Below are 21419 nucleotides of genomic sequence, written 5' to 3' on the forward strand. Positions count from 1 at the left end.
ATTGGTTCGTTTGCTTGCTTTGTTCAGTTTTCAAAGGTCTACCGTGCTGTGTTAGCAACTTTTATATCATATCAGAGCGACATTTGATTGTCAACTCTTTTTTAAAAGTTTTTTTCGCTCGTTGTTTTTCAACTTCGTAGCGGCTGTCTCAGCGACTTAATTAGAATAACAAATGATTTGTTATTTGTCAACAACTTTTTTTAATTAATTTTGTTGATGTATCAACATCAATTAACTGTTTTAAAATTGCGACTTCGTTATAATATCATCTGTCGAGCTGTGCGTCAACTACTTTTTTCAATTCTTTTTAGGAATTCAATTAGTCATTTGGCACATGTAATAATATACCAAGACTTGTGCTATTCGTCAACCATAAAATGATTGATAGACCAACGTTTCTAGTTACTCCGTTTCCAAAGATGATTCGTGATTTTTAGTCCGTGATTTTCGCCTTTTTTAAGGACTTTTCGCGTTATTATTTGCCTATCGTTCGTCTTTTTCCTTTTTGTGTTTTCTTAATTCCTATCATTCTTATAAATTTAAGTATGATTTTATCTATTTTGTGGATTATTTGCTAAAATGGAGAAAAGAATATTGTTCCTAGGAGGACCCAGTATGAAAATACTTGTAGCAGATGATGACAAAGAGATCGTAGAACTATTAAGCATTTACTTACACAATGAAGGCTATGAATCGGTCAAAGCATACGATGGAAAAGAAGCACTGACCAAGATTCGCACCACTTCTGATATCGAGCTATTGATCTTAGATATCATGATGCCTGAAATGGACGGCATGCAAGTCGTCAAAGAATTGAGAAAAGAATCCCAAATCCCCATTATTATGTTGACCGCTAAAACAACCGATATGGATAAGATTCGTGGATTGGTCGCCGGTGCTGATGATTATGTCACCAAACCTTTCAATCCATTAGAAGTCATGGCACGGGTAAAATCGTTATTGAGAAGAACCAAGATGCAGGCTGCTTCAAATCAACCAGAGATTCTGGAAGTAAGCTCCCTTATCATCAACCGCGATTCCCATGAAGTAAAAACGGTGGATGGCAATGAGATCCAATTGACCGCATTAGAATTTGGCATCCTCTACTTATTGGCATCGCATCCGAACCGTGTCTTTAGCGCCGATGAGATTTTTGAACGAGTTTGGAAACAAGAAAGTGTCGTTTCTGCCAAAACAGTGATGGTCCATGTCAGTCACTTGCGAGATAAGATCGAAGAAGCCACGGATGGTGAAAAAGTCATCCAAACAGTATGGGGGGTCGGCTACAAAATAGATGCGAAGTAAACCAACTGAAAAAAAGCGCAACACACCAATCGAAAAAAAGAAACGGATCACGTTGACCTCAAAGGAAATCAGTGAGTTATTTGCGGAAGGAATTGTAACGATTGTTCTTTTACTTCTATTAAATGTCGCTATTTTGGTCATCTTGACCTCAATACGAGAAAACTCACCGGTTTTAGTCGAAGCGATCTATGAATCAAAGAATGCGTTCACGGCTGCCTTTAACACAGATATCTTCCGCAGTGGTCGCAACTTCATTCTACCGATGTTCTTCCTATTAGATGTGATCGTCTTATATTGGCGTTTGATTCGTCGTTACCATCAAATGCAGCTACGTCACATTATCAGCGAGCTGCACTTTATCGCAGAAGGCAACTACGATCATCGCATCCCCTTCGAGTTACGGGGCGATTTAAGTCGGATCGTTTCTAATATTAATGGCTTAGTCGACAGTACGGTGGCGGCGATCGAAGATGAACGGCGGATCGAGCAATCCAAAGATGAGCTGATCACCAATGTCAGTCATGACATTCGGACACCATTGACTTCGATCATCGGCTACTTAGGTCTAATCGAAGATCGACAATACCATTCGGAAGAAGAATTGCTGAAATATACTCATACGGCGTATGTCAAAGCCAAACAAATGAAATCCCTCGTCGATGATTTGTTTGAATACACGAAAGTGCGTCAGCCTAGCGTGCCCATTAATGTGATGGAATTCGATATGGCCCAGCTGGTTGAACAATTGGCGGCGGACTTTGAATTAGAAGCTAGCCGAAAAGGCATCAAGATCGAGACCTACACCCGTCCAGAGCATATCGAAATGGATGGTGATACCGAAAAACTGGTGCGAGTTTTCAACAACCTGCTGTCAAATGCCTTGAAATACGGCAAAGGCGCCGATAAGATCCGCATGGAGGTCGAGAAAGTCGGAACCGAAGCGATCTTAACCGTCAAAAACAATGGGCAGATGATCCCTAAGCAAGCCCTTGATTCTCTATTCGACCGTTTCTACCGAGTGGAAGAATCCCGCTCTCAAGAAACAGGAGGAACTGGCTTAGGTCTAGCGATCGCTCAAAGCATCGTCGCCTTACATGGCGGCTATATCTATGCCAAATCAACGCCAGAATGGACATCCTTTATTATTCATCTCCCGTTGAAGCGCAACAATTTGTCCAACACACAAACCTATGGTTGACGCCCCAACATTTTTTGGGTATGCTAAAGAAAATAATCAAGGCACAGAACCTAGTATATTTTTTTCATCTAGTAAAGAGAGCTGATGGTTGGTGAAAATCAGTGTTGGAAAAAATAGAATCCAGTTCTTTAACGTGTATTTTTCGAAAGAAAAATCGTTGGCTCACGATACGAGCAGCAAGGGCAGCGCAAGCTGAACTTGGGTGGCACCGCGAATGGTCATTTCGTCCCAAGCAACACGGGATCGGAATGGCCTTTTTTCTATGGAAAAATCAAAGGAGGATGTATCACTATGTTAGATGTAAAAATGATTCGCCAAAATTTTGCTGAAGTACAAAGCAAACTCGCAACACGAGGCGTGCAAAAAGAAGTATTGGACCGCTTTTTAACGCTTGACGAACGTCGCAGAGAACTCTTAGTCCAAACGGAAGAACGCAAGAAATTGCGCAACGATGTTTCTGGTGAGATCGCTGCCTTGAAACGGGCAAAAGAAGACGCGGCAGATAAAATTGCCCAAATGAAAGAAGTCGGCAGCCAAATCAAGCAATTGGATGAAGAGATCGCTCAAATTGATGAAGACATCAAACAGATCGCCACGACATTGCCGAATTTGCCAAATGATTCTGTTCCAGTGGGCAAGGATGAAGAAGACAATGTAGAAATCCGCCGCTGGGCAGAACCAAAAGCCTTTACCTTTGAACCAAAACCCCATTGGGAGATCGCTGAAGAGTTGGGGATCCTCGACTTTGAGCGGGGCGCCAAAGTTTCTGGCAGCCGCTTTGTTTACTACAAAGGCTTAGGTGCTCGTTTGGAACGTGCCTTATACAACTTCATGCTGGATCAGCATGTCTATGAGCATGGCTATACCGAGATGATCACCCCTTATATCGTCAATAGCCAAGCAATGTTTGGCACTGGGCAATTTCCAAAGTTCAAAGAAGATGTTTTCCAATTGGCAGACACGGATTTGACTTTGATTCCAACTGCTGAAGTACCTTTGACCAATTACTATCAAGGGGAGATCTTAGAACAAGAACAGCTCCCTGCCTACTTCACTGCCTTGAGCCCATCATTTCGTTCAGAAGCTGGCAGCGCTGGTCGTGATACCCGCGGCTTGATTCGTCTGCACCAATTCAATAAAGTTGAAATGGTGAAATTCAGTGATGCTGACCATTCTTATGAAGAATTAGAAAAGATGACGGCTAATGCCGAAGATATTTTGCAAAAACTCAACTTACCTTACCGAGTGCTTAGCTTGTGTACAGGAGATATGGGCTTTTCTGCGGCGAAGACCTATGATTTAGAGGTATGGATCCCTGCTCAGGAAATGTATCGTGAGATCAGCTCTTGCTCAAACTGTGAAGATTTCCAAGCACGCCGTGCCATGATCCGTTACCGCGATCAAGAGGGCAAGATTCACTACATGCATACACTAAATGGTTCTGGTCTGGCTGTCGGTCGGACGGTAGCCGCAGTGCTTGAAAATTATCAAAACGAAGACGGCAGTGTAACGGTACCAGAAGTTCTGGTTCCTTACATGGGCGGACTGACAAAAATCGAAAAAGCCTAAGCCTTAGCACCCTTAATTGCACCCCCTTCGTAACAGTCACTCCACGTGATCTGTTACGAAGGGGGTTTCTAGTTCACCTAATAGATAGTGGTTGCAAAAGACCCCCTAACACCCTTGATCATTTCTTGCAAGAGAAACAACGCAACAAGGCTGTAATTTTTAAATGAATAATTAGAAAAATCCCTTTATCTTTTTAAGTCTCTATCAGAAACCGGGCATGATCGTTGAAAGTACCTGTGACTTATGGTAACGTGGGCATAATTTAGGATGGAATGAAGGGAGCTTCACCAATGCCCGAACGAAAGACCTATGCCCGTCGGAGTGACTTGCACAAGAAACCAAACAATAATCAAAAACGAACAGCGTCAGCTGAAGAAAGACCGAAAGGACCACCCTCGATAAAGAAGTCGTATCGAAAAGCAATTTTTTCCTTATTCGCGTTATTATTGATCGTTTTGATCGCGACGGCTGGCTCAGTCCTTTACACGTTACACCAGCAAGAAGTCGCAGCCCAAGAAAAATATGAGGCGGCTGCGGAGAAATTACTGGCATCAATCCAAGCAGAACAAAGTCAAAATGGGTTAAAAACAACGCCTGAAGTGCTCTCCAAAGGCGCAACCAAAGAATTGATCTACCGCCCGCAAGACCTTGATACGTTTCCCATCAAAGATATCAAAGAACGGTTGACACAAGCCGCTGATCACTTGCGTAAAAAACAAACGAAAAAAGAAGTCGTCACCGTTGCCCGCATCCAAGCACAAGCAGCGGCTTCAAAGGTGTCTACTTATTCATTGAAAGCCGACAGCTATGTGTGGAATCGAGAAACCGGACGTTTTGAAGATGCGGACAGCCTAACGGATGCACCGATCTTCGTATCAGAGAAGACGCAAACCGAATTGTCTTTGAAAGAACTGGTTCCTGATGAAGGCAGCTTATTAGGTATTCAACAAGTCATTCAGCAGAAACTGCTGGATCAAGCCAAAGAACCCGCCAAAATCATCGACGCCGTCTTGGCCATGGAGCGGATCACCTTCGATTCGAAATTTACTTACGATCCAGAGAAGCTGACCATCGAATTGCCAAAAAATCAGACGGGAGCGACGGAAATCACCCTGCCTTATAGCGAGATCGCCCCATTCATTGATCCTGATCTCGTGGCTGCTGACCAACTCAACAATGCCTTGCCAAGTTTAGACCCCAATAAAAAATACGTGGCATTGACCTTTGATGATGGACCCAACAATACCTCCACCATGGATCTGTTGAACATCTTACAAGAAAATGACGTTAAAGCGACCTTCTTTATGCTGGGACAAATGGTAGAGCAATATCCGCAAGCTGCTAAAAAAGTCCAAGAAGCTGGACACGAGATCGCCAGTCATTCTTACTCTCATCCGCAACTGAATACTCTTTCAGCGGAAGATTTGCAGGCAGAAGTTACAAAAACCAACAAAGCCATTTATAATGCGACGGGTTTACTACCTAGAAATTTACGGCCCCCTTATGGCGCTATCGACAAACAAAGCGCAGAAACCATTGGCATGCCGATCATTCAATGGGACATCGATTCTCAAGACTGGAAATTGAAGGATCCGAAGAAGATCAATGCCTTGGTGCAACAAAATGTCTTTAATGGTGCCATGATCTTGATCCATGATATTCACCCGAAATCTGTGAAAGCCGTACCGGGAGTCATTAAAATGCTCAAAAACGAAGGCTACGAATTCGTGACTGTCGATCAATTATTAGAAGCACGGCAAAAACCATTGCATCAATACTTTGGGATGAACGACGAGCGCCTCGTTGACTAAATAAAAAAAGGAATGCAGCAAATTGTCTCTTGCTGCGTTCCTTTTTGGTTATTGGATCGTTCCCTCTTTTTTTAGCCCTTCTTATCCTCATATACATTAGTCACAAAAATTTGGATCAACAGTTCAGCGACAGCTTTTGGCGACATCGTTGAGAAATCTTTGAGCCAGCGTTCGATCAACCCGATAGACCCGCAGACAAAAAAGCTAAGACACAGTTCCAATTCTTCCTCGGAAGCATCTTGAAAGTATTGGGCAAACCGTTTCAAGGTCTCCGGTTTGATCTCTGACAATAAAAGATTCAGCAAATGGCTGTTGTTTAACAAAATCAAATGGGTCGTACTAGGATTCTCATACAAAATCGTCAACAGCTTTTCCAACCAAAGATCCAATGACAAATTTTCCTGCTGCAAGTTCGATGCGATCTGCTCAACAAGCTCCCCTTCGATTTCCTCCAACAACGCGGCCGTATCCTTATAATATTTATAAAATGTTCCCCGGTTGATATCGGCTCGTTCCGCAATCTCTTTGATCGTGATTTTGCGGTACTCTTTTTCCAACAATAACTCCTGAAAGGCGCGTCGGATCACTTTTTTCGAGTAGATCGTTCGACGATTCCCCACAGTCCCCACCATATCGTTTCCCCTTTTCTCTGTACATTTGATCAATATTTGTCTATTTAATGACAAATACGTAAGCATTGAGGATTGCTCTTACTTTTCTTTCTTAGTATACTAACACCATGTGATTAAATCAACACGTGTTTAAAAAATGGAGGCTTTATTAATGAGTTATGTTGAAGTAAAGAATGAATATAAACGCTATCAGATGGGCGAAACCACCATCACTGCCAACAACGATCTTTCCTTTGCCATTGAAGAAGGCGAATTAGTGGTGATCCTTGGCCCCAGTGGTGCAGGAAAATCGACCGTTTTGAATATTTTAGGTGGGATGGATTCGCCAGATGAAGGACAAATCATTATCGACAATGTCGATATCGCGAAGTTTAACGACAAACAGCTGACGGAATACCGCCGCAAAGACGTCGGGTTCGTCTTCCAGTTTTATAATTTGGTGCCGAACCTGACAGCGAAAGAAAACATTGAATTGGCAACAGAAGTCTCACCGAATGCACTCGATCCTGATGAAGTCTTAGCACAAGTCGGGTTAGAAAACCGTAAAAACAACTTTCCTTCGCAGCTCTCTGGTGGGGAACAGCAGCGGGTATCGATCGCTCGGGCGTTAGCCAAAAACCCGAAATTGCTATTATGCGATGAACCAACCGGTGCGTTGGATTTTGAAACAGGCAAACAAGTGTTGAAGCTTTTGCAAAACGCCAGTCGGAAAAACGGCAATACGGTGTTGATCATTACCCATAACAGCGCCATTGCCCCGATCGCCGATCGGGTGATCCATATCAACGATGCCACTGTCCGTTCCATTGAAGAGAATCCTCATCCAATCTCGATCGATGAAATCGTTTGGTAGGAGGATCTGATGAAAAATAAAACCTATCTTAAAGCAAGTTTGCGGGAGATTCGCCAATCAAAAGGCCGCTTTATCGCAATCACCTTGATCATTTTTTTAGGAACGTTTCTCTTTGTCGGTGTCAAAGCGACGGGACCGATCCTGAACCATTCCGCGAGTGAATATGTCAACGGTCAGCATTTAGCAGATCTGCAGGTCACTTCCACGCTGGGATTGACGGAGGACGACATTGATGCGGCGGAAAAAAGCGGTGCGCACACAGAAGCCGCCTATCAATTTTATTACGCTGCCAATTCAGATGAAGTCGTGCAAGTGACCTCTTATGATCCCTCGCAGGAACTCAACCAGCTACTGGTGAAGGACGGCCGACTGCCAGAAAAAGCCGATGAAATCGTGCTGGACACCGAAGCAAAAAATTATGGCTGGCAAATAGGGGATACTTTTACGATCGATGATGCCGATAATCTGTCGGACAAAGACTATACGGTCGTTGGGTTCGCCACCTCTCCTATTTATATCAGTGCTGCCGAACGTGGTTATGCGAATGTCGGCAGCGGTGTCGTGACGTATTTTGCTTATGTACCGGAAGAACAGTTCAAGATGGAGGTCAAATCGATCCTTTATCTCGCCTTTGATGATGTCGCAGGCCTTGAAACATACTCCGATGCGTATACCGACAAGATGGCAGCCCATCAAGAAACGATTGAGGAACTGTTTGCGGATCGCCCTAAAGAACGCTTAGCAGAAATTCAGCAAGATGCTTTTGATGAATTAGCGCCTGCAGAAAAAGAAGTCCGCGATGGACAAAAACAGTTAGCTGAGGGACAAGCCCAACTGGATCAGGCCAAAGCGGAACTAGAACAACAGCAAGCCGCCCTGGCACAGCTGCCGCCCGTACAACAAGCAGCCCTCGAAGGCCAATTGACCGCTGGGGAAGAAGAGTTGACACAGCAGCAAACCCAATTAGAGGAACAGCAACAAGAACTAACCGATGCCCAACAAACACTGGCAGAAAAACGTACAGAGATCGAAGACTTGGCAGAACCTACGTATCTTTACAATCAACGCAAAGACAACCCCGGTTTCCAAGAATATGGTGGGCTGTCTGATCGTATCGCAGCGATCGCCAATGTGTTCCCTGTCTTCTTTTTCTTTATCGCTGCGTTGATCACCTTTACGACACTGACGCGGATGGTAGAAGAAAACCGCAAAGAGATCGGTACCTTAAAAGCGATGGGCTATGGCAAAGTCGAGATCTCCCTTAAATATTTGATTTATGCCCTCCTGTCTTCGGCCATTGGCATTATCAGTGGTGCCGTATTAGGGACGGAACTGTTGCCGCGTTTGATTTATTTTCTATCCAGCGAACGGTATCTTTTAGACGGGATTCGCGTCTATTATGTCTGGTCGCCAATTATTTTGGCCGCGATCGCCTTTTTACTGGCGACGCTCGGTGCTTGCCTCTTTGTTTTGATCAAAGAATTGCGGGAAAAACCTGCCCAGCTACTGCAAGTTCGGGCGCCAAAACCTGGGAAACGGATTTTATTAGAGGCCATTACACCCTTATGGTCACGTTTAAGCTTCAATCAAAAAGTCAGCTTCCGTAACATCTTCCGCTACAAATCGCGAATGATCATGGCAATCATTGGCATCGCCGGCTGTACGGGACTGATGGTGGCAGGCGTTGGGTTGAAAGATTCCTTAAGTGCTGTGACTGCGAAACAATTTGGGCCCATTACGGATTATCAAGCCGTCGTGACCTTAAATGATGCGAAGGAAGAAACCGTTGCTGCCGCTGAAACGGTTTTAACAGACGATCCTCTTGTGACCCATTCGATGCTAGTCTACAATGAAACGATCGAGATTCGACCAGCTAACCAAGGAAAACAAAGTTTGACCTTGATGGTTCCGGCAGATCAAGAAGCTTTTACCGACTATGTCCATTTGAAAACGACGGAAGGGCAGAAGCTGCCATTAACAGAAGGCGCCGTACTGACTATGAAATACGCAGAATTGTATGATCTGCAGGTTGGGGATACATTGACCTTCTATACTAGCGATCAAGAAGCTTTTGAAGTACCTATCAGCGGCATCGCAGAAAACTATTTAGGCAATTCTCTGTATCTGTCACCGACTCTTTACGAAGAAATCACCGACAGTGCCTTTGAACCGAATGCGTTCTTAGTCAAAAGCAAGACGATGACGAAAAAACAAGAGGAAGCTTTATCAACAGCCTTGTTAGATACCGACAAAGTCAAAAACACGACGTTCCTTTCCACTCAGATCAAAATGCAGGATGATTCGATGGGCAACTTGAACTCCATTGTCTTGATCTTAGTTGTACTATCAGGGGCATTAGCCTTTGTCGTCTTGTATAACTTGACCAACATCAATGTTTCCGAGCGGATTCGCGAGCTTTCTACTATTAAAGTATTAGGGTTTTACAATAAAGAAGTCACCATGTACATCGTACGGGAAAATATCGTCTTTACGTTATTTGGGATTCTCGCTGGCTACGTGGTAGGTTACTTCTTGACTGACTTTATTTTGATCCAAGCTTCGATGGAAAACATGGTCTTTCCATTAGTGATCAATTGGCCGGCTTATGCTTTAGCCGGCGGCATGACGATTCTCTTTACGATCATCGTGATGTACGTCACCCATGTAAAGCTGACTCATGTCAACATGATCGATGCGTTGAAATCAAACGAATAAGCTGCTGCTAAAGCGATTTGCTGATCATCCAGCAGTGATTTTAAAGAAAAGGACGCCACTCTTGCCTAGATAGCTGAGAGTGACGTCCTTTTTTGAACAAATAATCCCCCCTGTCCGCTTTTGAACAGAGGGGGCGTTGGTTTTCATGTGAAACATTTTATGATTTTACAGAGTAGTTTGGTGCTTCTTTCGTGATTTGAACATCGTGGGGATGTGATTCTTTTAGTCCGTTGCCGCTCATTTGGATGAATTGTGCTTCATCACGTAATTGCTGTAGATTGCCAGCACCGACATAACCCATCCCTGATTTCAACCCGCCGATCATTTGGAAGATGATATCAGAAACGCTGCCTTTATAAGCGACACGCCCTTCAATGCCTTCTGGAACCAATTTGTTGGCTTCGTTTACGCCACCTTGGAAGTAACGGTCGCTGGAGCCTTTTTCCATTGCCCCCAGTGAACCCATTCCGCGGTACGTTTTGAAGCGACGGCCTTGGTAGATTTCAAATTCACCTGGTGATTCATCGGTTCCTGCCAACATGCTACCTAGCATTACGGCATGTCCGCCAGCTGCTAAAGCTTTGACGATATCCCCAGAGTATTTGATCCCACCATCAGCAATGATTGCTTTTCCGTATTGACGTGCTACAGAGGCTGCATCATAGATCGCGGTCAATTGAGGAACTCCGACACCGGCTACCACCCGAGTGGTACAGATCGAGCCTGGACCGATCCCGACTTTTACGACATCGACACCAGCATCATACAATGCTTTCGTGCCTTCTGCAGTGGCAACATTTCCAGCAATCAATGTCGCTTCTGGGAAATGCGCACGAATTTCAGAGATTTTGCGTAAAACACCCGCACTGTGTCCGTGGGCAGTATCAATAACGATCGCGTCCACGCCTGCATCCAATAAAGCTTGTGCTCGCTCAAAGGTATCGCTGGTAACGCCGACTGCTGCTGCCACTAATAGGCGTCCATGCGTGTCTTTGGCTGCATTCGGGAATTCGATCACTTTTTCAATATCTTTGATAGTGATCAAACCGCTTAAGATCCCTGCTTCATCAACGATCGGTAATTTTTCGATCTTGTGTTGTTGTAAGATTTTTTCAGCGTCTTTCAACGACGTACCGACAGGTGCTGTGATCAATTGGTCTTTGGTCATCACATCATTGATCGGCATCGTATAATCCGTGACAAAACGCATGTCGCGGTTCGTGATGATACCGACTAATTTGCGGTTTTCCATCGTTTCTACGATCGGTACCCCGCTGATGCGGTACTTGCTCATCAAATGTTCTGCATCAGCAACTAAGTGGCTGGGTGTTAAGAAAAACGGATCGATGATCACGCCGCTTTCAGAACGTTTTACTTTGCGCACTTCATCTGCTTGCGCTGCGATACTCATGTTTTTGTGAATCACGCCAAGTCCGCCTTGACGCGCCATTGAGATCGCCATTTTACTATCAGTTACGGTATCCATACTGGCACTTATGATTGGAATATTTAGTGTAATATTCGGGGCAAGCTGCACTTTCATATCCACGTCATTTGGCAAGACGTGACTTTCTGCCGGAATCAATAAGACATCATCAAACGTTAACCCTTTTTTTACAAATTTGGTTTCCCAGTTGGACATTTTTGTAACCACTCCTTAAAGTTTTTAGGTATTTTAAAAAAATAGCAAAGATTTTTTCATAAGTCAACCATTCGGAAAGCTTTCTTAATAATCCTCTTCAAACCTTTGGTCAAATCTCATAATTCGCCATTTTTTCTAAAAAAACACGCTGATCGTGCGGTCTTTTTTAACAAAAGAAGGCGCACGATCAACGTGTAGTCATCAGCCTCTAGGAACAGACATACTGCTGATGATATTGTATTTGCGTTTCAAGTAGTACTTCACGGCTAATGCCACTGCCCCGATCAAGGCTTCGATCACAGGATCCACTTGTGGATTCAATGGTGGTTGGATCATCGCAGAAAGCGAGATCACAACGATCCATAGCATGAAGGCTGCGACTAAAATCAAAATGATCTTCCACATCTTCGGCCGTTTGCTCTTATCGGCACCTGGGCGTTCATATTGATACATGTATTTGTACATCAAGTAGAAGACCCAACCAGCAAGCATCGCCATCAAGAAGAGGGTCAATAAGCCATAAGGTTGTGCTTGTCCTCTAGTAAAGATCCCCATAACCCCTAACATCAAGCCAAAAATCCCTAAAATCAGCAAGGTGCTATCCAACCACATCAAGAACGGGCCGGATTCTTTTTGCTCAACGGGTTTGTTGATGATGGCTTCGGTGCGTTCAGACACTGTACCAAATAATTGGCGCGCCGTTTTGCCGCCTTTTTGTTCTTTGACTAAGACCGGCAGCATCTCATGCAAGGCAATCGTTTTTTCTTCTTCAGAAAGGTTGGCTGCCTCTAGCGATTTTTTTAAATCAAATATATATTGTTGGTTTCGTTTTGTTAATTGTTGTTCTAATTCACGATTTTCGGAAACATAATTTCGCAGAGTTTCTGGTTCCATGAATTGATTCTCCCTTCTGCGTTTTCTTCACAATGGACATTTTACCACAAATTCACTGGGAAGAAAGCCCTTTATACGTTAAAACGGAACAACATCACGTCGCCATCTTGCACGACATAATCTTTTCCTTCCAAACGTACCCGACCGGCTTCTTTGGCCGCTTGCATCGTGCCGTATTGGTTCAGATCTTCAAAGGAAACAGTTTCCGCACGAATAAAGCCGCGCTCAAAGTCCGTATGGATGATCCCCGCTGCTTGCGGTGCTTTGATGCCTTTACGGAACGTCCACGCACGCACTTCTTGTTCACCAGCGGTAAAGTACGTTGCTAGACCCAGTAAATCATAGGCAGCACGAATCAATTGATCCAACCCTGATTCTTCAATTCCTAATGCTTCTAAAAACTCTGCTTTGTCTTCTTCTTCCAGCTCAGCGATCTCTTCTTCGGCACGAGCACTGATGACGATCACTTCCGCATTTTCGCTCGCTGCAAATTCCTTCACTTTGTTGACATAATCATTGGTTTCATAGTCTGCCACGTCTTCTTCTGCTACGTTGGCAACGTATAAAACTGGTTTGGTCGTTAGTAAAAACAAACTTTTGACGATGCGCTGTTCTTCATCTGTAAATTCGATCGAACGAGCTGAGATCCCTTCTTCTAGGACCGGTTTGATTTTATCAAGAACGGCCAATTCCGCAACCGCATCTTTGTCTTTGGTTTTGGCAATTTTTGCGACCCGAGTATAGCGCTTGTTGACGGATTCTAAATCCGCTAAAACCAACTCCAAGTTGATGGTGTCGATATCAGCTAATGGGTCCACGCGGCCTTCCACGTGGGTGATGTTGTCGTCGTCGAAACAACGAACGACATGACAGATCGCATCCACTTGGCGGATATGGCTCAAAAATTGGTTCCCTAATCCTTCCCCTTTGCTGGCACCGCGGACGATTCCAGCAATATCCGTAAATTCAAAGGTGGTTGGGACCGTCTTTTTCGGACGAACTAATTCTGTTAAACGCTGTAAGCGCCAATCTGGCACTTCCACCATTCCTACATTCGGATCGATCGTCGCAAACGGATAGTTTGCGGCTTCTGCTCCTGCTTTGGTTATTGCATTAAATAAAGTAGATTTGCCCACATTTGGCAATCCAACGATTCCGGCAGTTAACGCCATGCTTCACTTCACTCTTTCTCTTTTTTTTCTAGGATTTTCTTCATCTTTTTATCAAATTCTCGGCGCGTCATCATGACGATGTGGCCGCAATTCGTACACTTTATTTTGATGTCTGCCCCCATGCGGATGATTTCCCAACGATTGGCTTTGCAGGCATGCGGTTTTTTCATTTCGACAATATCCCCAAGATCATACATCTTTATCACCTCAAGCTTCATCAAATTGAATGTTCAATAAATCTAAAATACGGGTTAAATCTTTTTGTGACAGGTATTCGATCTCGATTTTGCCTTTGCCTTCTTTTTCGCGGATCTCAACATTCGTGCCGAATTTATCCATCAACCGTTCTTCGCTTTCTCGTAAATAGTACGGTTTTTCCCGAATCAGACGCGGAACTTTTTTCTTTTCGTTCTTCGTGTCGTTCATCTCAGCGACCATTTGTTCTAATTGGCGAACTGTCAGATTTTCTTTGACACAACGATTGGCTAATTTTAAGATCTGTTCTTTGTTTTTCAAGCCTAATAATGTCCGGGCTTGCCCCATAGACAAACGGTCATCTTGAACCATTTCTTTGACGAGTTTCGGCAAGGACAGCAACCGCAAATAATTGGCGATATACGGGCGGCTTTTCCCTAAACGTTCAGCGACTTGTGCTTGGGTCAATTTCAAGTTTTTCATCAGCATGTCATAGGCTTCTGCTTCTTCTAAAGGATTCAAATCTTCCCGCTGCAAGTTTTCTAAAACGGCGACTTGCATCATCGCTTCTTCATCAAAATTGCGGATGATGGCTGGGATCGTTTCCTTGCCAGCTAGTTTGGATGCTCGAAACCGGCGTTCACCAGCAATGATCTCATAGCCTTTGACGGATGATTGCCGCACGATGATCGGTTGAAAGACCCCCGAATGCTGGATCGAATTGGCCAGTTCTTGTAATGAAAGCTCATCAAAGGTTTTTCGCGGTTGATAAGGGTTGGGTCTTAATTCGTTTAAAGGCAGTTCAACGACTTTTTCTGTCTTGATATCGACTTCTTCTAACCCTTGCAGGTCTTGAAACAACGCATCGATCCCACGCCCTAATCCTTTCCCTTTATTCTTCACGGGCTAACACTTCCTTTGCTAACGTCTGATAGACTTCGGCTCCTTTTGAGCGTGGATCATAATCAATGATCGACAATCCATGACTAGGTGCTTCAGACAACCGGATATTCCGCGGAATAATGGTTTCATATACTTTTTCTTGGAAATAGCGGCGGACTTCTTCCACGACTTCCGCGCCTAAGTTCGTACGGGCATCATACATCGTCAGTAAGACCCCTTCGATCTCTAACTCAGGGTTAAAATGTTTTTGTACTAAACGCACGGTATTCAATAGTTGGCTCAGCCCTTCTAATGCATAGTACTCACATTGGACTGGGATCAAAATCGAATCACTGGCGGTAAAGGCATTGATCGTCAAATGACCTAAAGATGGCGGGCAATCGATAAAGATATAATCGTATTGTTCTTTGATTTCATTCAAAGCCGATTTCAATCGAGATTCCCGTGCCATCATGGAGGTCAATTCAATTTCCGCACCAGCTAATTGGATCGTCGCTGGAACGATATCCAAGTTTTCCCGACTGCTAGGTAAAATCGCTTCAACGATCGGTGTTTCATTGACTAATACATCATAGATGTCTTGTTCCACATCTGGTTTGCGAATGCCGACACCGCTTGTGGCGTTGCCTTGGGCATCAATATCTACGAGTAACACTTTTTTGCCGACAAATGCTAAGGACGCACCTAGGTTCACCGTTGTGGTGGTTTTGCCTACGCCGCCTTTTTGGTTTGCAACAGAAATAATACGGGCCATTGATTTTCCTCCTATTTAATTGGTTGTTTCGCTGGCATTCCCGGTTTGCGGGGGTATTTCTTTGGCGTTTCTTTTTTCTTTTGAATGATCAAAAGATGGCGTTCATCGCCGCTGACCGGTAAGGTAAAGCTTTTTTCTTCAATAAATTTGCCGCCTAAGAGTGAGATGGCTGGTTTGGCTTCAACCAGTTCTTCCTCGCTTTTGGCAGCTTTGAGCGCATAAAAATAGCCTGCTTTTTTCACCAATGGCACACAGAGTTCCGTTAACACATTCAAACGGGCAACCGCACGAGCAGTCACATAATCGAATTGCCCACGAAATTGCGGGTTTTGACCAAATGTTTCTGCACGGTCATGGTACAAGTGGACATTTTCCAATTGTAGATCCGTCACAAGGGTTTGTAAAAAGGTGATGCGCTTATTTAAAGAGTCGACGATCGTCACTTCTAATTCAGGAAACACGATTTTTAGTGGAATACTTGGAAAGCCAGCACCTGAACCGACATCACACAAATGACTTTGCGGGTCAAAGGCGGTTTCAAAAGCTAAGGAAACAGAATCGTAGAAATGCTTCAAATACACTTCTGATTTTTCCGTGATTGCGGTTAGATTCATCTTCTGATTCCATTCGATTAAACGCTCGAAATAGACAGCGAATTTTTCCATTTGTTCTTCGGTTAAAACGATCCCGTTTTTGCGTAATTCTTCATGAAATTCTTCAGGTAGCATAACGAATCCTTTCTATTTTGTGAAACAGAAAAATGTTTCACAGACTAGTTCCTACTTTAACGCAAAAAGCAATGTGATGCAATAGCCAGACATTGCTTTCTAGGAGAATTTACCATTTTTTAACTGGGGCTTTAAGGTTGGTTTAAGGCAGAGGAATTATACTCATTTCAATCCAATAAACTTTTTTCATTTTTCCTTGACCAGCGAGGCTGCCAACCCTCCTGGTCAGCTTTTTTCTCAAAGAAACAAGCATTGATCACAGGATCAATGCTTGTTTTTGTTTCATATGAAACTTTTTTATTTCACCCGGGGCTCGTTGTATTCTTCGATACGATCAGACGCGCGGGAAGCCGCATGTTTGGCTTTGTTGGTTTGACGTGAAGCAAAGTCGCCGGTTTTAGATGCAGCTGACGATACTTTGTCTTGAACCGTTTCTTGTTCCTCTTCGTATTCAGCGATCGTTTTTACATCCACAACATTGATGTTGACTTCGATAACTTCTAATTGGGTCATTGTTGTTACTTCTTTTTGGATAACTTCTTTGACTTGGTCAGCGATTTCTGGGATGTTGCGGTCATATTCAACCACGATATCTAAATCAACGGCTACTTGTTTTTTCCCAACTTCGGTATTGATACCGGCAGTCACATTGTCTGTATTGACTAATTTTTCCGCAATGTTAGAGAAGAAACCACCATCGACCGTCAACAGACCATCCACGTGTTCTAATGCGATCCCGATGATTTTTTGGATCACTTTGTCATCATAGGTCAATGAACCATGAACGGGTGCATCGCCAGTTGGTCCTTCAAAATCGTTGTGGCCAGGTTTTGGCGGTGCTGGATGATGTCCTGCTGGATTTGGATTTCCTGGTGCTGGATGATCCCCTGGTTTTGGTCCGTTTTGTTGTCCTGCTACTGCTTTTTCAGCATTTGGTACCACTGGATCTGGTGCTTCAGTCATTGGAATCGCATTTTCATTTGCTTGATGATTGGTGTTAGGAACCACTGGATCTGGATGTGCGCTGACTTTTTTATCATTGTTTAATTCGTTTTTATCGTTATTCATTAAAAATTCCTCCTATTAAAATGCGTTATTGTTGGTTAAAAAATTCGTCGATGATACCGGTACGTTGGAGATACAATCCTAACGCAAAACCCAAACCTGTTAGGAGTAGAATCAGCAATGTTTTGAAAAAACCGATCGTTACAAACAACACAGCCAGAACAAGGCCGATTGCTCCAAAAATCAATGGGATTTTGTATTGTTGTAGTTCGTTCATCATAGCCCTCCTATTCTACTCGCGGGTTTTCCGGAGTCTCATTTTGTTCAAAATTCGCGTAGTTGACTTCGACTTTGACTTTCTCACTTGAACCAAGCACTCGTTGGACATCTTGTTGGATTTCCGCCATTAAGTTTTCGGTTTTGCCGACTAAGGCAGACGTCCGTTTCAAGCGTCCTTTGATTTTAATCAAAATTCGATTTTTGGTCGCCTTGACATGAACTTTTGGTCCTTCAACAAATTCTTTTTCATTTACTTTCGTACGTACAAGTCCTTCGATTGCTTTCTTATCGATCGTCAATGCGCCCTTATCCTCTTTCAAAACAAAGGTCGTTTTGGTTTTTGGATAAAAAAGCACGACTAAGATCACGATCAAGAATAAGGCGATCAAGACAACAGCTACCCAAAACATATATTGACGCATAAACAAGTTGTCAAAGAAATACGTGACGACATTGCCTCTGCTGTCCAAACCAAATGGCAGCTGCATATAAGGATTACTCATTAATACGATTGGTAATAAGACAGTGATAAAAATCAACGAAACGATGATTGATACGATTTTCCACCCTTTACTCATAGGACACCTCCTCCTTTTTCTCCAATTTTCGATAAGCTTACAAGTTGATGGCTTCTCCGCCGGTAACACCATAAATCTGTGCTGTCACATAGCTAGCTTTATTCGAAGCTAAAAAGACATAGACAGGTGCCAGCTCAGCTGGTTGTCCTGCCCGCTCAAGTAACGCTTGCTGACCAAATTCAGGCAGCTGGTCTTGCGGTTGGCCATGATCTAACTGTAATGGTGTCCAGATCGGTCCTGGGGCTACCCCATTGACGCGAATTCCTTTTTCAGCAAATTGTTTCGCCAAGCTGACTGTAAAACTGGCGATAGCCGATTTGGTTGCCGCATAATCCATTAAATGGGCACTTGGACTAAAGGCTTGGACAGAAGTCGTTGTCACGATCGCTCCTCCAGCCGGTAAGTGCGGCTCAGCAGCTTTGACTAATGCAAACATGGAGATAATGTTTACCATAAAGGTATCTTTCACTTGTTCAATCGGTAATTCTGCAATCGATGGCCGCGTGATTTGCTGTGCTGCGTTCAATACTAATGTATCTAACCCACCTAATGCTGCCACCGCTTTGTCAACGATCTCTTGTGGTGCCGCTTCGTCTCGCAGGTCATAGGGGAGCAAGATCACTTTGCGCCCAGCTTCTTTGATGTACCCTGCAACTTCTTCGGCATCTTCTTCTTCTCCTGGGAAAAAGTGTAGGGCAATGTCTGCTCCTTCACGGGCGAAGGCAATCGCTGCTGCACGTCCGATCCCAGAATCCCCACCGGTGATCAGTACTCGCCGGTTTTCTAACTGCTGACTTCCCTCATAAGATTCTTCACCACAATCAGGTTTTGGTCGCATTTCTTCTTGTAAAGCAGGCGTATCTTGTTCCTGTTTGCTGTATTTACCCGTGTGATAAAGTTCCCGTGGATCAGTCAAAATAGGTTCACTCATTCTTACGTCCTCCTTTTCTCTATAATAAAATTCTAAACCATTCATTTTTTTTTGGGAAATATAACGCTTTGTTAACAAAAATAAATCTTCGTTTATTAGAAAATGAAAAAAGAAAGTGCCCTCATTTTTGACCAGAAATCAAATAATTTCCCTTTTTTATAGAAGGGGGTAAACTAATAAGTAGTAACTGGTAGTACCTGTAAAAGGGAACCCCTAAGAAAATGACCTTGGATCAAGAAAAAGGAGGAAACAAACAATGCCTTGGAATGTCCGTGATTATCCTGCGTCAATGAAGAATCTAGACCCCTTAGTTCGTAAAAAAGCGATCGATATCGCCAATGCCCTGCTAGCCGATGGCTATTCTGATGATCGGGCGATCCCGATCGCCACGAGTCAAGCAGAAAAATGGTATGACAATGCAGATGAAGAGGAGAAAAAAGCTTTTCAGAAAGAGAAAAATCCGCAAAAAGACGATGCCCATCAAACCAATAAGAATGCGGAAAAATTAATGGATGCGGATGTAGAAGTTGTGTATGAAGACGACCAATGGCAAGTCCGTTCCAAAGGGGCGAAACGTGCCAGTGATCATTTCGACAAGAAGGCAGATGCCATCGCCCGTGCCAAAGAAATCGCCGAAAACAAAGAATCCGTGGTGAACGTTTATAAGAAAGACGGCGACCATCAAAAGGATATTGATTTGAGAGAATAAAATTGGCTGCAAAAAAGCGGAAGGAGGTCTTACCTTTGTCGTTTGAGCTGCGCGAAACGTTGCCTACTCTTTCGCTTTTTTGTTTCCTTTCACAGCTAGGTTTGATTAAAACTAAAGCAACCGTTTCTTTGACGTTTCTTTTAAAAAGCAGCGGTTCGTTGTCAGAAACCTAAAAAACGAAGACCTTTTGAATGAACCATCACTTTTAAAATTTCTCGACATCCTAAAAAATAAGCCTATGAAATGCTGATCTAGCAACAGTTGTGAACCATCCGTTACCCCTGTAAACTAGCTTGTGCTTTCTTTAACTAAATAAACCTTGTATACTTGAATTATTAAAAGTACAAGGAGTGGTGTTTGTGAAAAAATTATTTTTTGTGCCGTTTATTTTTCTTTGTTTCCTCTTTGCTCTCCCAGCTGCCGCCCAGACAGTGGAAGAACCTGAACTCGTTTATGACTTAGCATCAGATAGTCCCTATGAGCAGCTGATCACGGTAGATGAAGAAGGCAACGAGGTGATTTTGACCATTGAAAAATTGCCGTCATTCCGAGCAAATCTGGCAGCGGGAACGTATCGTGTGTCAAAAACATCCGCAGGTAATTGGACCGCTAGTTATAATGTAACGGTCAATAGCCGCAATCAATTTACAGGCACTTCGAATTTAAGTTTAGTTGCTCACAGAGGAAGTATCACTTCTAGTTCATTAACTCACACGTCCACCAAAGCCACCTGTACGTTTAAGCAAAAAGCAGGTATAATCACTACCAATGGGAGTGTCGTAACCACGATCTCAAATGGGAAGCTAGTTGTTAAATAGCAGATAGGAGCATACATTGGCTTTAGCAGAACAATTAAAAAGCTGTCGCGAGTCTTCAGGATTGTCGCAAACAGCAGTCGCAGAAAAATTACAGATTTCACGCCAGTCGATTTCAAAATGGGAAAATGGGCGCGGCTATCCAGATATTGAGAATTTGATTTTGTTGAGCGATCTCTACCAAGTCTCGATCGATGAGCTTTTACGTGAGAACGAAGCCTTAAAAGAGCGGATCGAAACCAACAATCAAGAAATCAACGACAAGAAAGAAAAATTGTCGTTACTCCAAAGAACGATGGCAGCAGATAAAGATGAAAGTCTGCTCTTGCTACTGTTAGCTGGAATCGGCTCCTTTCTTTTTCCTTTAGGACTGATCTTAGATGGCTTTGTTTTATGGCGTAACAAAAAAGCCAATAATTTTTATGTATTGATCTATATCGTCTGTGCCTTCTCGATTTTCTTGAATTTGTACGATGGCTATGTCCATCTCAGCAACATCATGAATTGGGGAACCACTACGATTGAAAAAGTGGAATAACTTTAAACTCTGAACAAAACCATCCCTATGTGATTCGTCTCATAGGGATGGTTTATTATATAGTTTTCTGTCAAATTCAATACAGAATTCAAGCAATCGAATGAATGTTTTTATGGTTCAAATGAAAACCAAGAAATTTTTTATCTTCTTAATAAAAAAGAAAAAAACCTTGTTATCAAGCCTTTCTGAAGCT

At 43.4% G+C, this 21419-nt stretch carries 21 protein-coding genes and 1 other annotated feature; of the genes, 9 read left to right on the forward strand and 12 right to left on the reverse strand.

Annotated elements, in window-relative coordinates; all coding sequences use genetic code 11:
- The first annotated feature begins 615 nt into the window (after positions 1 to 615).
- The 4 genes from croR (at position 616) to ACI3E5_RS00020 (ending at position 5883) form a co-directional block, all read left to right on the forward strand.
- Positions 616 to 1305 (forward strand): response regulator transcription factor CroR, encoded by a 690-nt coding sequence (croR, locus tag ACI3E5_RS00005; protein ID WP_008376963.1) that lies wholly within the window; start codon positions 616 to 618, stop codon positions 1303 to 1305.
- The gene (locus ACI3E5_RS00010; protein ID WP_005226244.1) at positions 1295 to 2503 is read left to right on the forward strand and encodes a sensor histidine kinase; all 1209 of its coding nucleotides are present in this window, start codon (positions 1295 to 1297) and stop codon (positions 2501 to 2503) included. The genes croR and ACI3E5_RS00010 overlap by 11 nt, the downstream gene beginning before the upstream one ends.
- Positions 2504 to 2538: 35 nt before the next feature.
- Positions 2539 to 2737 (forward strand) — a binding site (T-box leader).
- Between the two features lie 57 nt (positions 2738 to 2794).
- Complete coding sequence (gene serS / locus ACI3E5_RS00015; RefSeq protein ID WP_325844890.1) at positions 2795 to 4072, forward strand: serine--tRNA ligase; 1278 nt, start codon at positions 2795 to 2797, stop codon at positions 4070 to 4072.
- A 290-nt stretch (positions 4073 to 4362) separates the two neighbouring features.
- On the forward strand, positions 4363 to 5883 hold the full coding sequence (locus ACI3E5_RS00020) for a polysaccharide deacetylase family protein (RefSeq protein WP_325844888.1): 1521 nt from the start codon (positions 4363 to 4365) through the stop codon (positions 5881 to 5883).
- A 71-nt stretch (positions 5884 to 5954) separates the two neighbouring features.
- On the opposite strand, the gene ACI3E5_RS00025 is transcribed toward ACI3E5_RS00020, so the two are convergent.
- Complete coding sequence (locus tag ACI3E5_RS00025) at positions 5955 to 6581, reverse strand: TetR/AcrR family transcriptional regulator (protein WP_010748456.1); 627 nt, start codon at positions 6579 to 6581, stop codon at positions 5955 to 5957.
- An 85-nt stretch (positions 6582 to 6666) separates the two neighbouring features.
- Here ACI3E5_RS00025 and ACI3E5_RS00030 point away from each other — a divergent pair, with 85 nt between their 5' ends.
- Both ACI3E5_RS00030 and ACI3E5_RS00035 read left to right on the forward strand, forming a co-directional pair.
- The gene (locus ACI3E5_RS00030; RefSeq protein WP_010748457.1) at positions 6667 to 7368 is read left to right on the forward strand and encodes an ABC transporter ATP-binding protein; all 702 of its coding nucleotides are present in this window, start codon (positions 6667 to 6669) and stop codon (positions 7366 to 7368) included.
- Positions 7369 to 7377: 9 nt separating this feature from the next.
- On the forward strand, positions 7378 to 10083 hold the full coding sequence (locus ACI3E5_RS00035; RefSeq protein ID WP_431394971.1) for an ABC transporter permease: 2706 nt from the start codon (positions 7378 to 7380) through the stop codon (positions 10081 to 10083).
- 157 nt (positions 10084 to 10240) lie between these two features.
- Here the strand turns inward: ACI3E5_RS00035 and guaB are convergent, their stop codons facing one another.
- From guaB to ACI3E5_RS00090, 11 genes are all read right to left on the reverse strand, one after another.
- A complete protein-coding gene (guaB, locus tag ACI3E5_RS00040; protein WP_005226250.1) occupies positions 10241 to 11725 on the reverse strand; it encodes an IMP dehydrogenase in 1485 nt (494 codons plus the stop codon).
- Positions 11726 to 11926: 201 nt separating this feature from the next.
- The gene (locus ACI3E5_RS00045; protein ID WP_311957797.1) at positions 11927 to 12619 is read right to left on the reverse strand and encodes a DUF1129 domain-containing protein; all 693 of its coding nucleotides are present in this window, start codon (positions 12617 to 12619) and stop codon (positions 11927 to 11929) included.
- Positions 12620 to 12690: 71 nt separating this feature from the next.
- The gene (gene ychF, locus ACI3E5_RS00050) at positions 12691 to 13791 is read right to left on the reverse strand and encodes a redox-regulated ATPase YchF (RefSeq protein WP_005226252.1); all 1101 of its coding nucleotides are present in this window, start codon (positions 13789 to 13791) and stop codon (positions 12691 to 12693) included.
- A gap of 8 nt (positions 13792 to 13799) precedes the next feature.
- On the reverse strand, positions 13800 to 13988 hold the full coding sequence (locus ACI3E5_RS00055; RefSeq protein WP_005226253.1) for a DUF951 domain-containing protein: 189 nt from the start codon (positions 13986 to 13988) through the stop codon (positions 13800 to 13802).
- A 10-nt stretch (positions 13989 to 13998) separates the two neighbouring features.
- A complete protein-coding gene (locus ACI3E5_RS00060) occupies positions 13999 to 14889 on the reverse strand; it encodes a ParB/RepB/Spo0J family partition protein (protein WP_005226254.1) in 891 nt (296 codons plus the stop codon).
- A complete protein-coding gene (locus ACI3E5_RS00065; protein ID WP_005226255.1) occupies positions 14879 to 15643 on the reverse strand; it encodes a ParA family protein in 765 nt (254 codons plus the stop codon). The genes ACI3E5_RS00060 and ACI3E5_RS00065 overlap by 11 nt, the downstream gene beginning before the upstream one ends.
- A gap of 11 nt (positions 15644 to 15654) precedes the next feature.
- On the reverse strand, positions 15655 to 16371 hold the full coding sequence (gene rsmG, locus ACI3E5_RS00070; RefSeq protein WP_325844883.1) for a 16S rRNA (guanine(527)-N(7))-methyltransferase RsmG: 717 nt from the start codon (positions 16369 to 16371) through the stop codon (positions 15655 to 15657).
- Positions 16372 to 16668: 297 nt separating this feature from the next.
- Positions 16669 to 17439, reverse strand: a complete 771-nt coding sequence (locus ACI3E5_RS00075; RefSeq protein ID WP_010748461.1) for an Asp23/Gls24 family envelope stress response protein — start codon at positions 17437 to 17439, stop codon at positions 16669 to 16671.
- A gap of 25 nt (positions 17440 to 17464) precedes the next feature.
- Entirely contained in the window at positions 17465 to 17656 is a 192-nt protein-coding gene (locus ACI3E5_RS00080) for a DUF2273 domain-containing protein (protein ID WP_005226258.1), read from the reverse strand.
- A 7-nt stretch (positions 17657 to 17663) separates the two neighbouring features.
- Positions 17664 to 18233 (reverse strand): alkaline shock response membrane anchor protein AmaP, encoded by a 570-nt coding sequence (amaP, locus tag ACI3E5_RS00085; RefSeq protein ID WP_005226259.1) that lies wholly within the window; start codon positions 18231 to 18233, stop codon positions 17664 to 17666.
- A 37-nt stretch (positions 18234 to 18270) separates the two neighbouring features.
- Positions 18271 to 19164 (reverse strand): SDR family oxidoreductase, encoded by an 894-nt coding sequence (locus tag ACI3E5_RS00090; RefSeq protein ID WP_005226260.1) that lies wholly within the window; start codon positions 19162 to 19164, stop codon positions 18271 to 18273.
- 256 nt (positions 19165 to 19420) lie between these two features.
- On the opposite strand from ACI3E5_RS00090, the gene ACI3E5_RS00095 reads away from it, so the two are divergent.
- The 3 genes from ACI3E5_RS00095 to ACI3E5_RS00105 all read left to right on the forward strand — a co-directional run bounded on the left by ACI3E5_RS00095 (position 19421) and on the right by ACI3E5_RS00105 (position 21226).
- Positions 19421 to 19873 carry a DUF2188 domain-containing protein gene (locus ACI3E5_RS00095; protein WP_151196092.1) on the forward strand — a complete coding sequence of 151 codons (453 nt, stop codon included), beginning with the start codon at positions 19421 to 19423 and terminating at the stop codon, positions 19871 to 19873.
- Positions 19874 to 20223: 350 nt separating this feature from the next.
- Positions 20224 to 20691, forward strand: coding sequence for a DUF5626 family protein (locus ACI3E5_RS00100; protein ID WP_005226262.1), 468 nt, complete (start codon positions 20224 to 20226; stop codon positions 20689 to 20691).
- A 16-nt stretch (positions 20692 to 20707) separates the two neighbouring features.
- A complete protein-coding gene (locus tag ACI3E5_RS00105; protein WP_005226263.1) occupies positions 20708 to 21226 on the forward strand; it encodes a helix-turn-helix domain-containing protein in 519 nt (172 codons plus the stop codon).
- The last annotated feature ends 193 nt before the right edge of the window (positions 21227 to 21419 follow it).

It is taken from the genome of Candidatus Enterococcus avicola, assembly GCF_047470845.1.
Classification (GTDB): domain Bacteria; phylum Bacillota; class Bacilli; order Lactobacillales; family Enterococcaceae; genus Enterococcus_D; species Enterococcus_D casseliflavus.

Excerpts from the sequence above, each read along its gene's own strand:
- ACI3E5_RS00045 (WP_311957797.1), bottom strand. The coding sequence starts at position 12,619 with ATGGAACCAGAAACTCTGCGAAATTATGTTTCCGAAAATCGTGAATTA.
- ACI3E5_RS00090 (WP_005226260.1), bottom strand. The coding sequence starts at position 19,164 with ATGAGTGAACCTATTTTGACTGATCCACGGGAACTTTATCACACGGGT.
- ACI3E5_RS00075 (WP_010748461.1), bottom strand. The coding sequence starts at position 17,439 with ATGAATAACGATAAAAACGAATTAAACAATGATAAAAAAGTCAGCGCA.
- guaB (WP_005226250.1), bottom strand. The coding sequence starts at position 11,725 with ATGTCCAACTGGGAAACCAAATTTGTAAAAAAAGGGTTAACGTTTGAT.
- amaP (WP_005226259.1), bottom strand. The coding sequence starts at position 18,233 with ATGAGTAAAGGGTGGAAAATCGTATCAATCATCGTTTCGTTGATTTTT.
- ACI3E5_RS00030 (WP_010748457.1), top strand. The coding sequence starts at position 6,667 with ATGAGTTATGTTGAAGTAAAGAATGAATATAAACGCTATCAGATGGGC.
- serS (WP_325844890.1), top strand. The coding sequence starts at position 2,795 with ATGTTAGATGTAAAAATGATTCGCCAAAATTTTGCTGAAGTACAAAGC.
- rsmG (WP_325844883.1), bottom strand. The coding sequence starts at position 16,371 with ATGCTACCTGAAGAATTTCATGAAGAATTACGCAAAAACGGGATCGTT.
- ACI3E5_RS00080 (WP_005226258.1), bottom strand. The coding sequence starts at position 17,656 with ATGATGAACGAACTACAACAATACAAAATCCCATTGATTTTTGGAGCA.
- ACI3E5_RS00035 (WP_431394971.1), top strand. The coding sequence starts at position 7,378 with ATGAAAAATAAAACCTATCTTAAAGCAAGTTTGCGGGAGATTCGCCAA.
- croR (WP_008376963.1), top strand. The coding sequence starts at position 616 with ATGAAAATACTTGTAGCAGATGATGACAAAGAGATCGTAGAACTATTA.
- ACI3E5_RS00055 (WP_005226253.1), bottom strand. The coding sequence starts at position 13,988 with ATGTATGATCTTGGGGATATTGTCGAAATGAAAAAACCGCATGCCTGC.
- ACI3E5_RS00095 (WP_151196092.1), top strand. The coding sequence starts at position 19,421 with ATGCCTTGGAATGTCCGTGATTATCCTGCGTCAATGAAGAATCTAGAC.
- ACI3E5_RS00010 (WP_005226244.1), top strand. The coding sequence starts at position 1,295 with ATGCGAAGTAAACCAACTGAAAAAAAGCGCAACACACCAATCGAAAAA.
- ychF (WP_005226252.1), bottom strand. The coding sequence starts at position 13,791 with ATGGCGTTAACTGCCGGAATCGTTGGATTGCCAAATGTGGGCAAATCT.
- ACI3E5_RS00025 (WP_010748456.1), bottom strand. The coding sequence starts at position 6,581 with ATGCTTACGTATTTGTCATTAAATAGACAAATATTGATCAAATGTACA.
- ACI3E5_RS00020 (WP_325844888.1), top strand. The coding sequence starts at position 4,363 with ATGCCCGAACGAAAGACCTATGCCCGTCGGAGTGACTTGCACAAGAAA.
- ACI3E5_RS00065 (WP_005226255.1), bottom strand. The coding sequence starts at position 15,643 with ATGGCCCGTATTATTTCTGTTGCAAACCAAAAAGGCGGCGTAGGCAAA.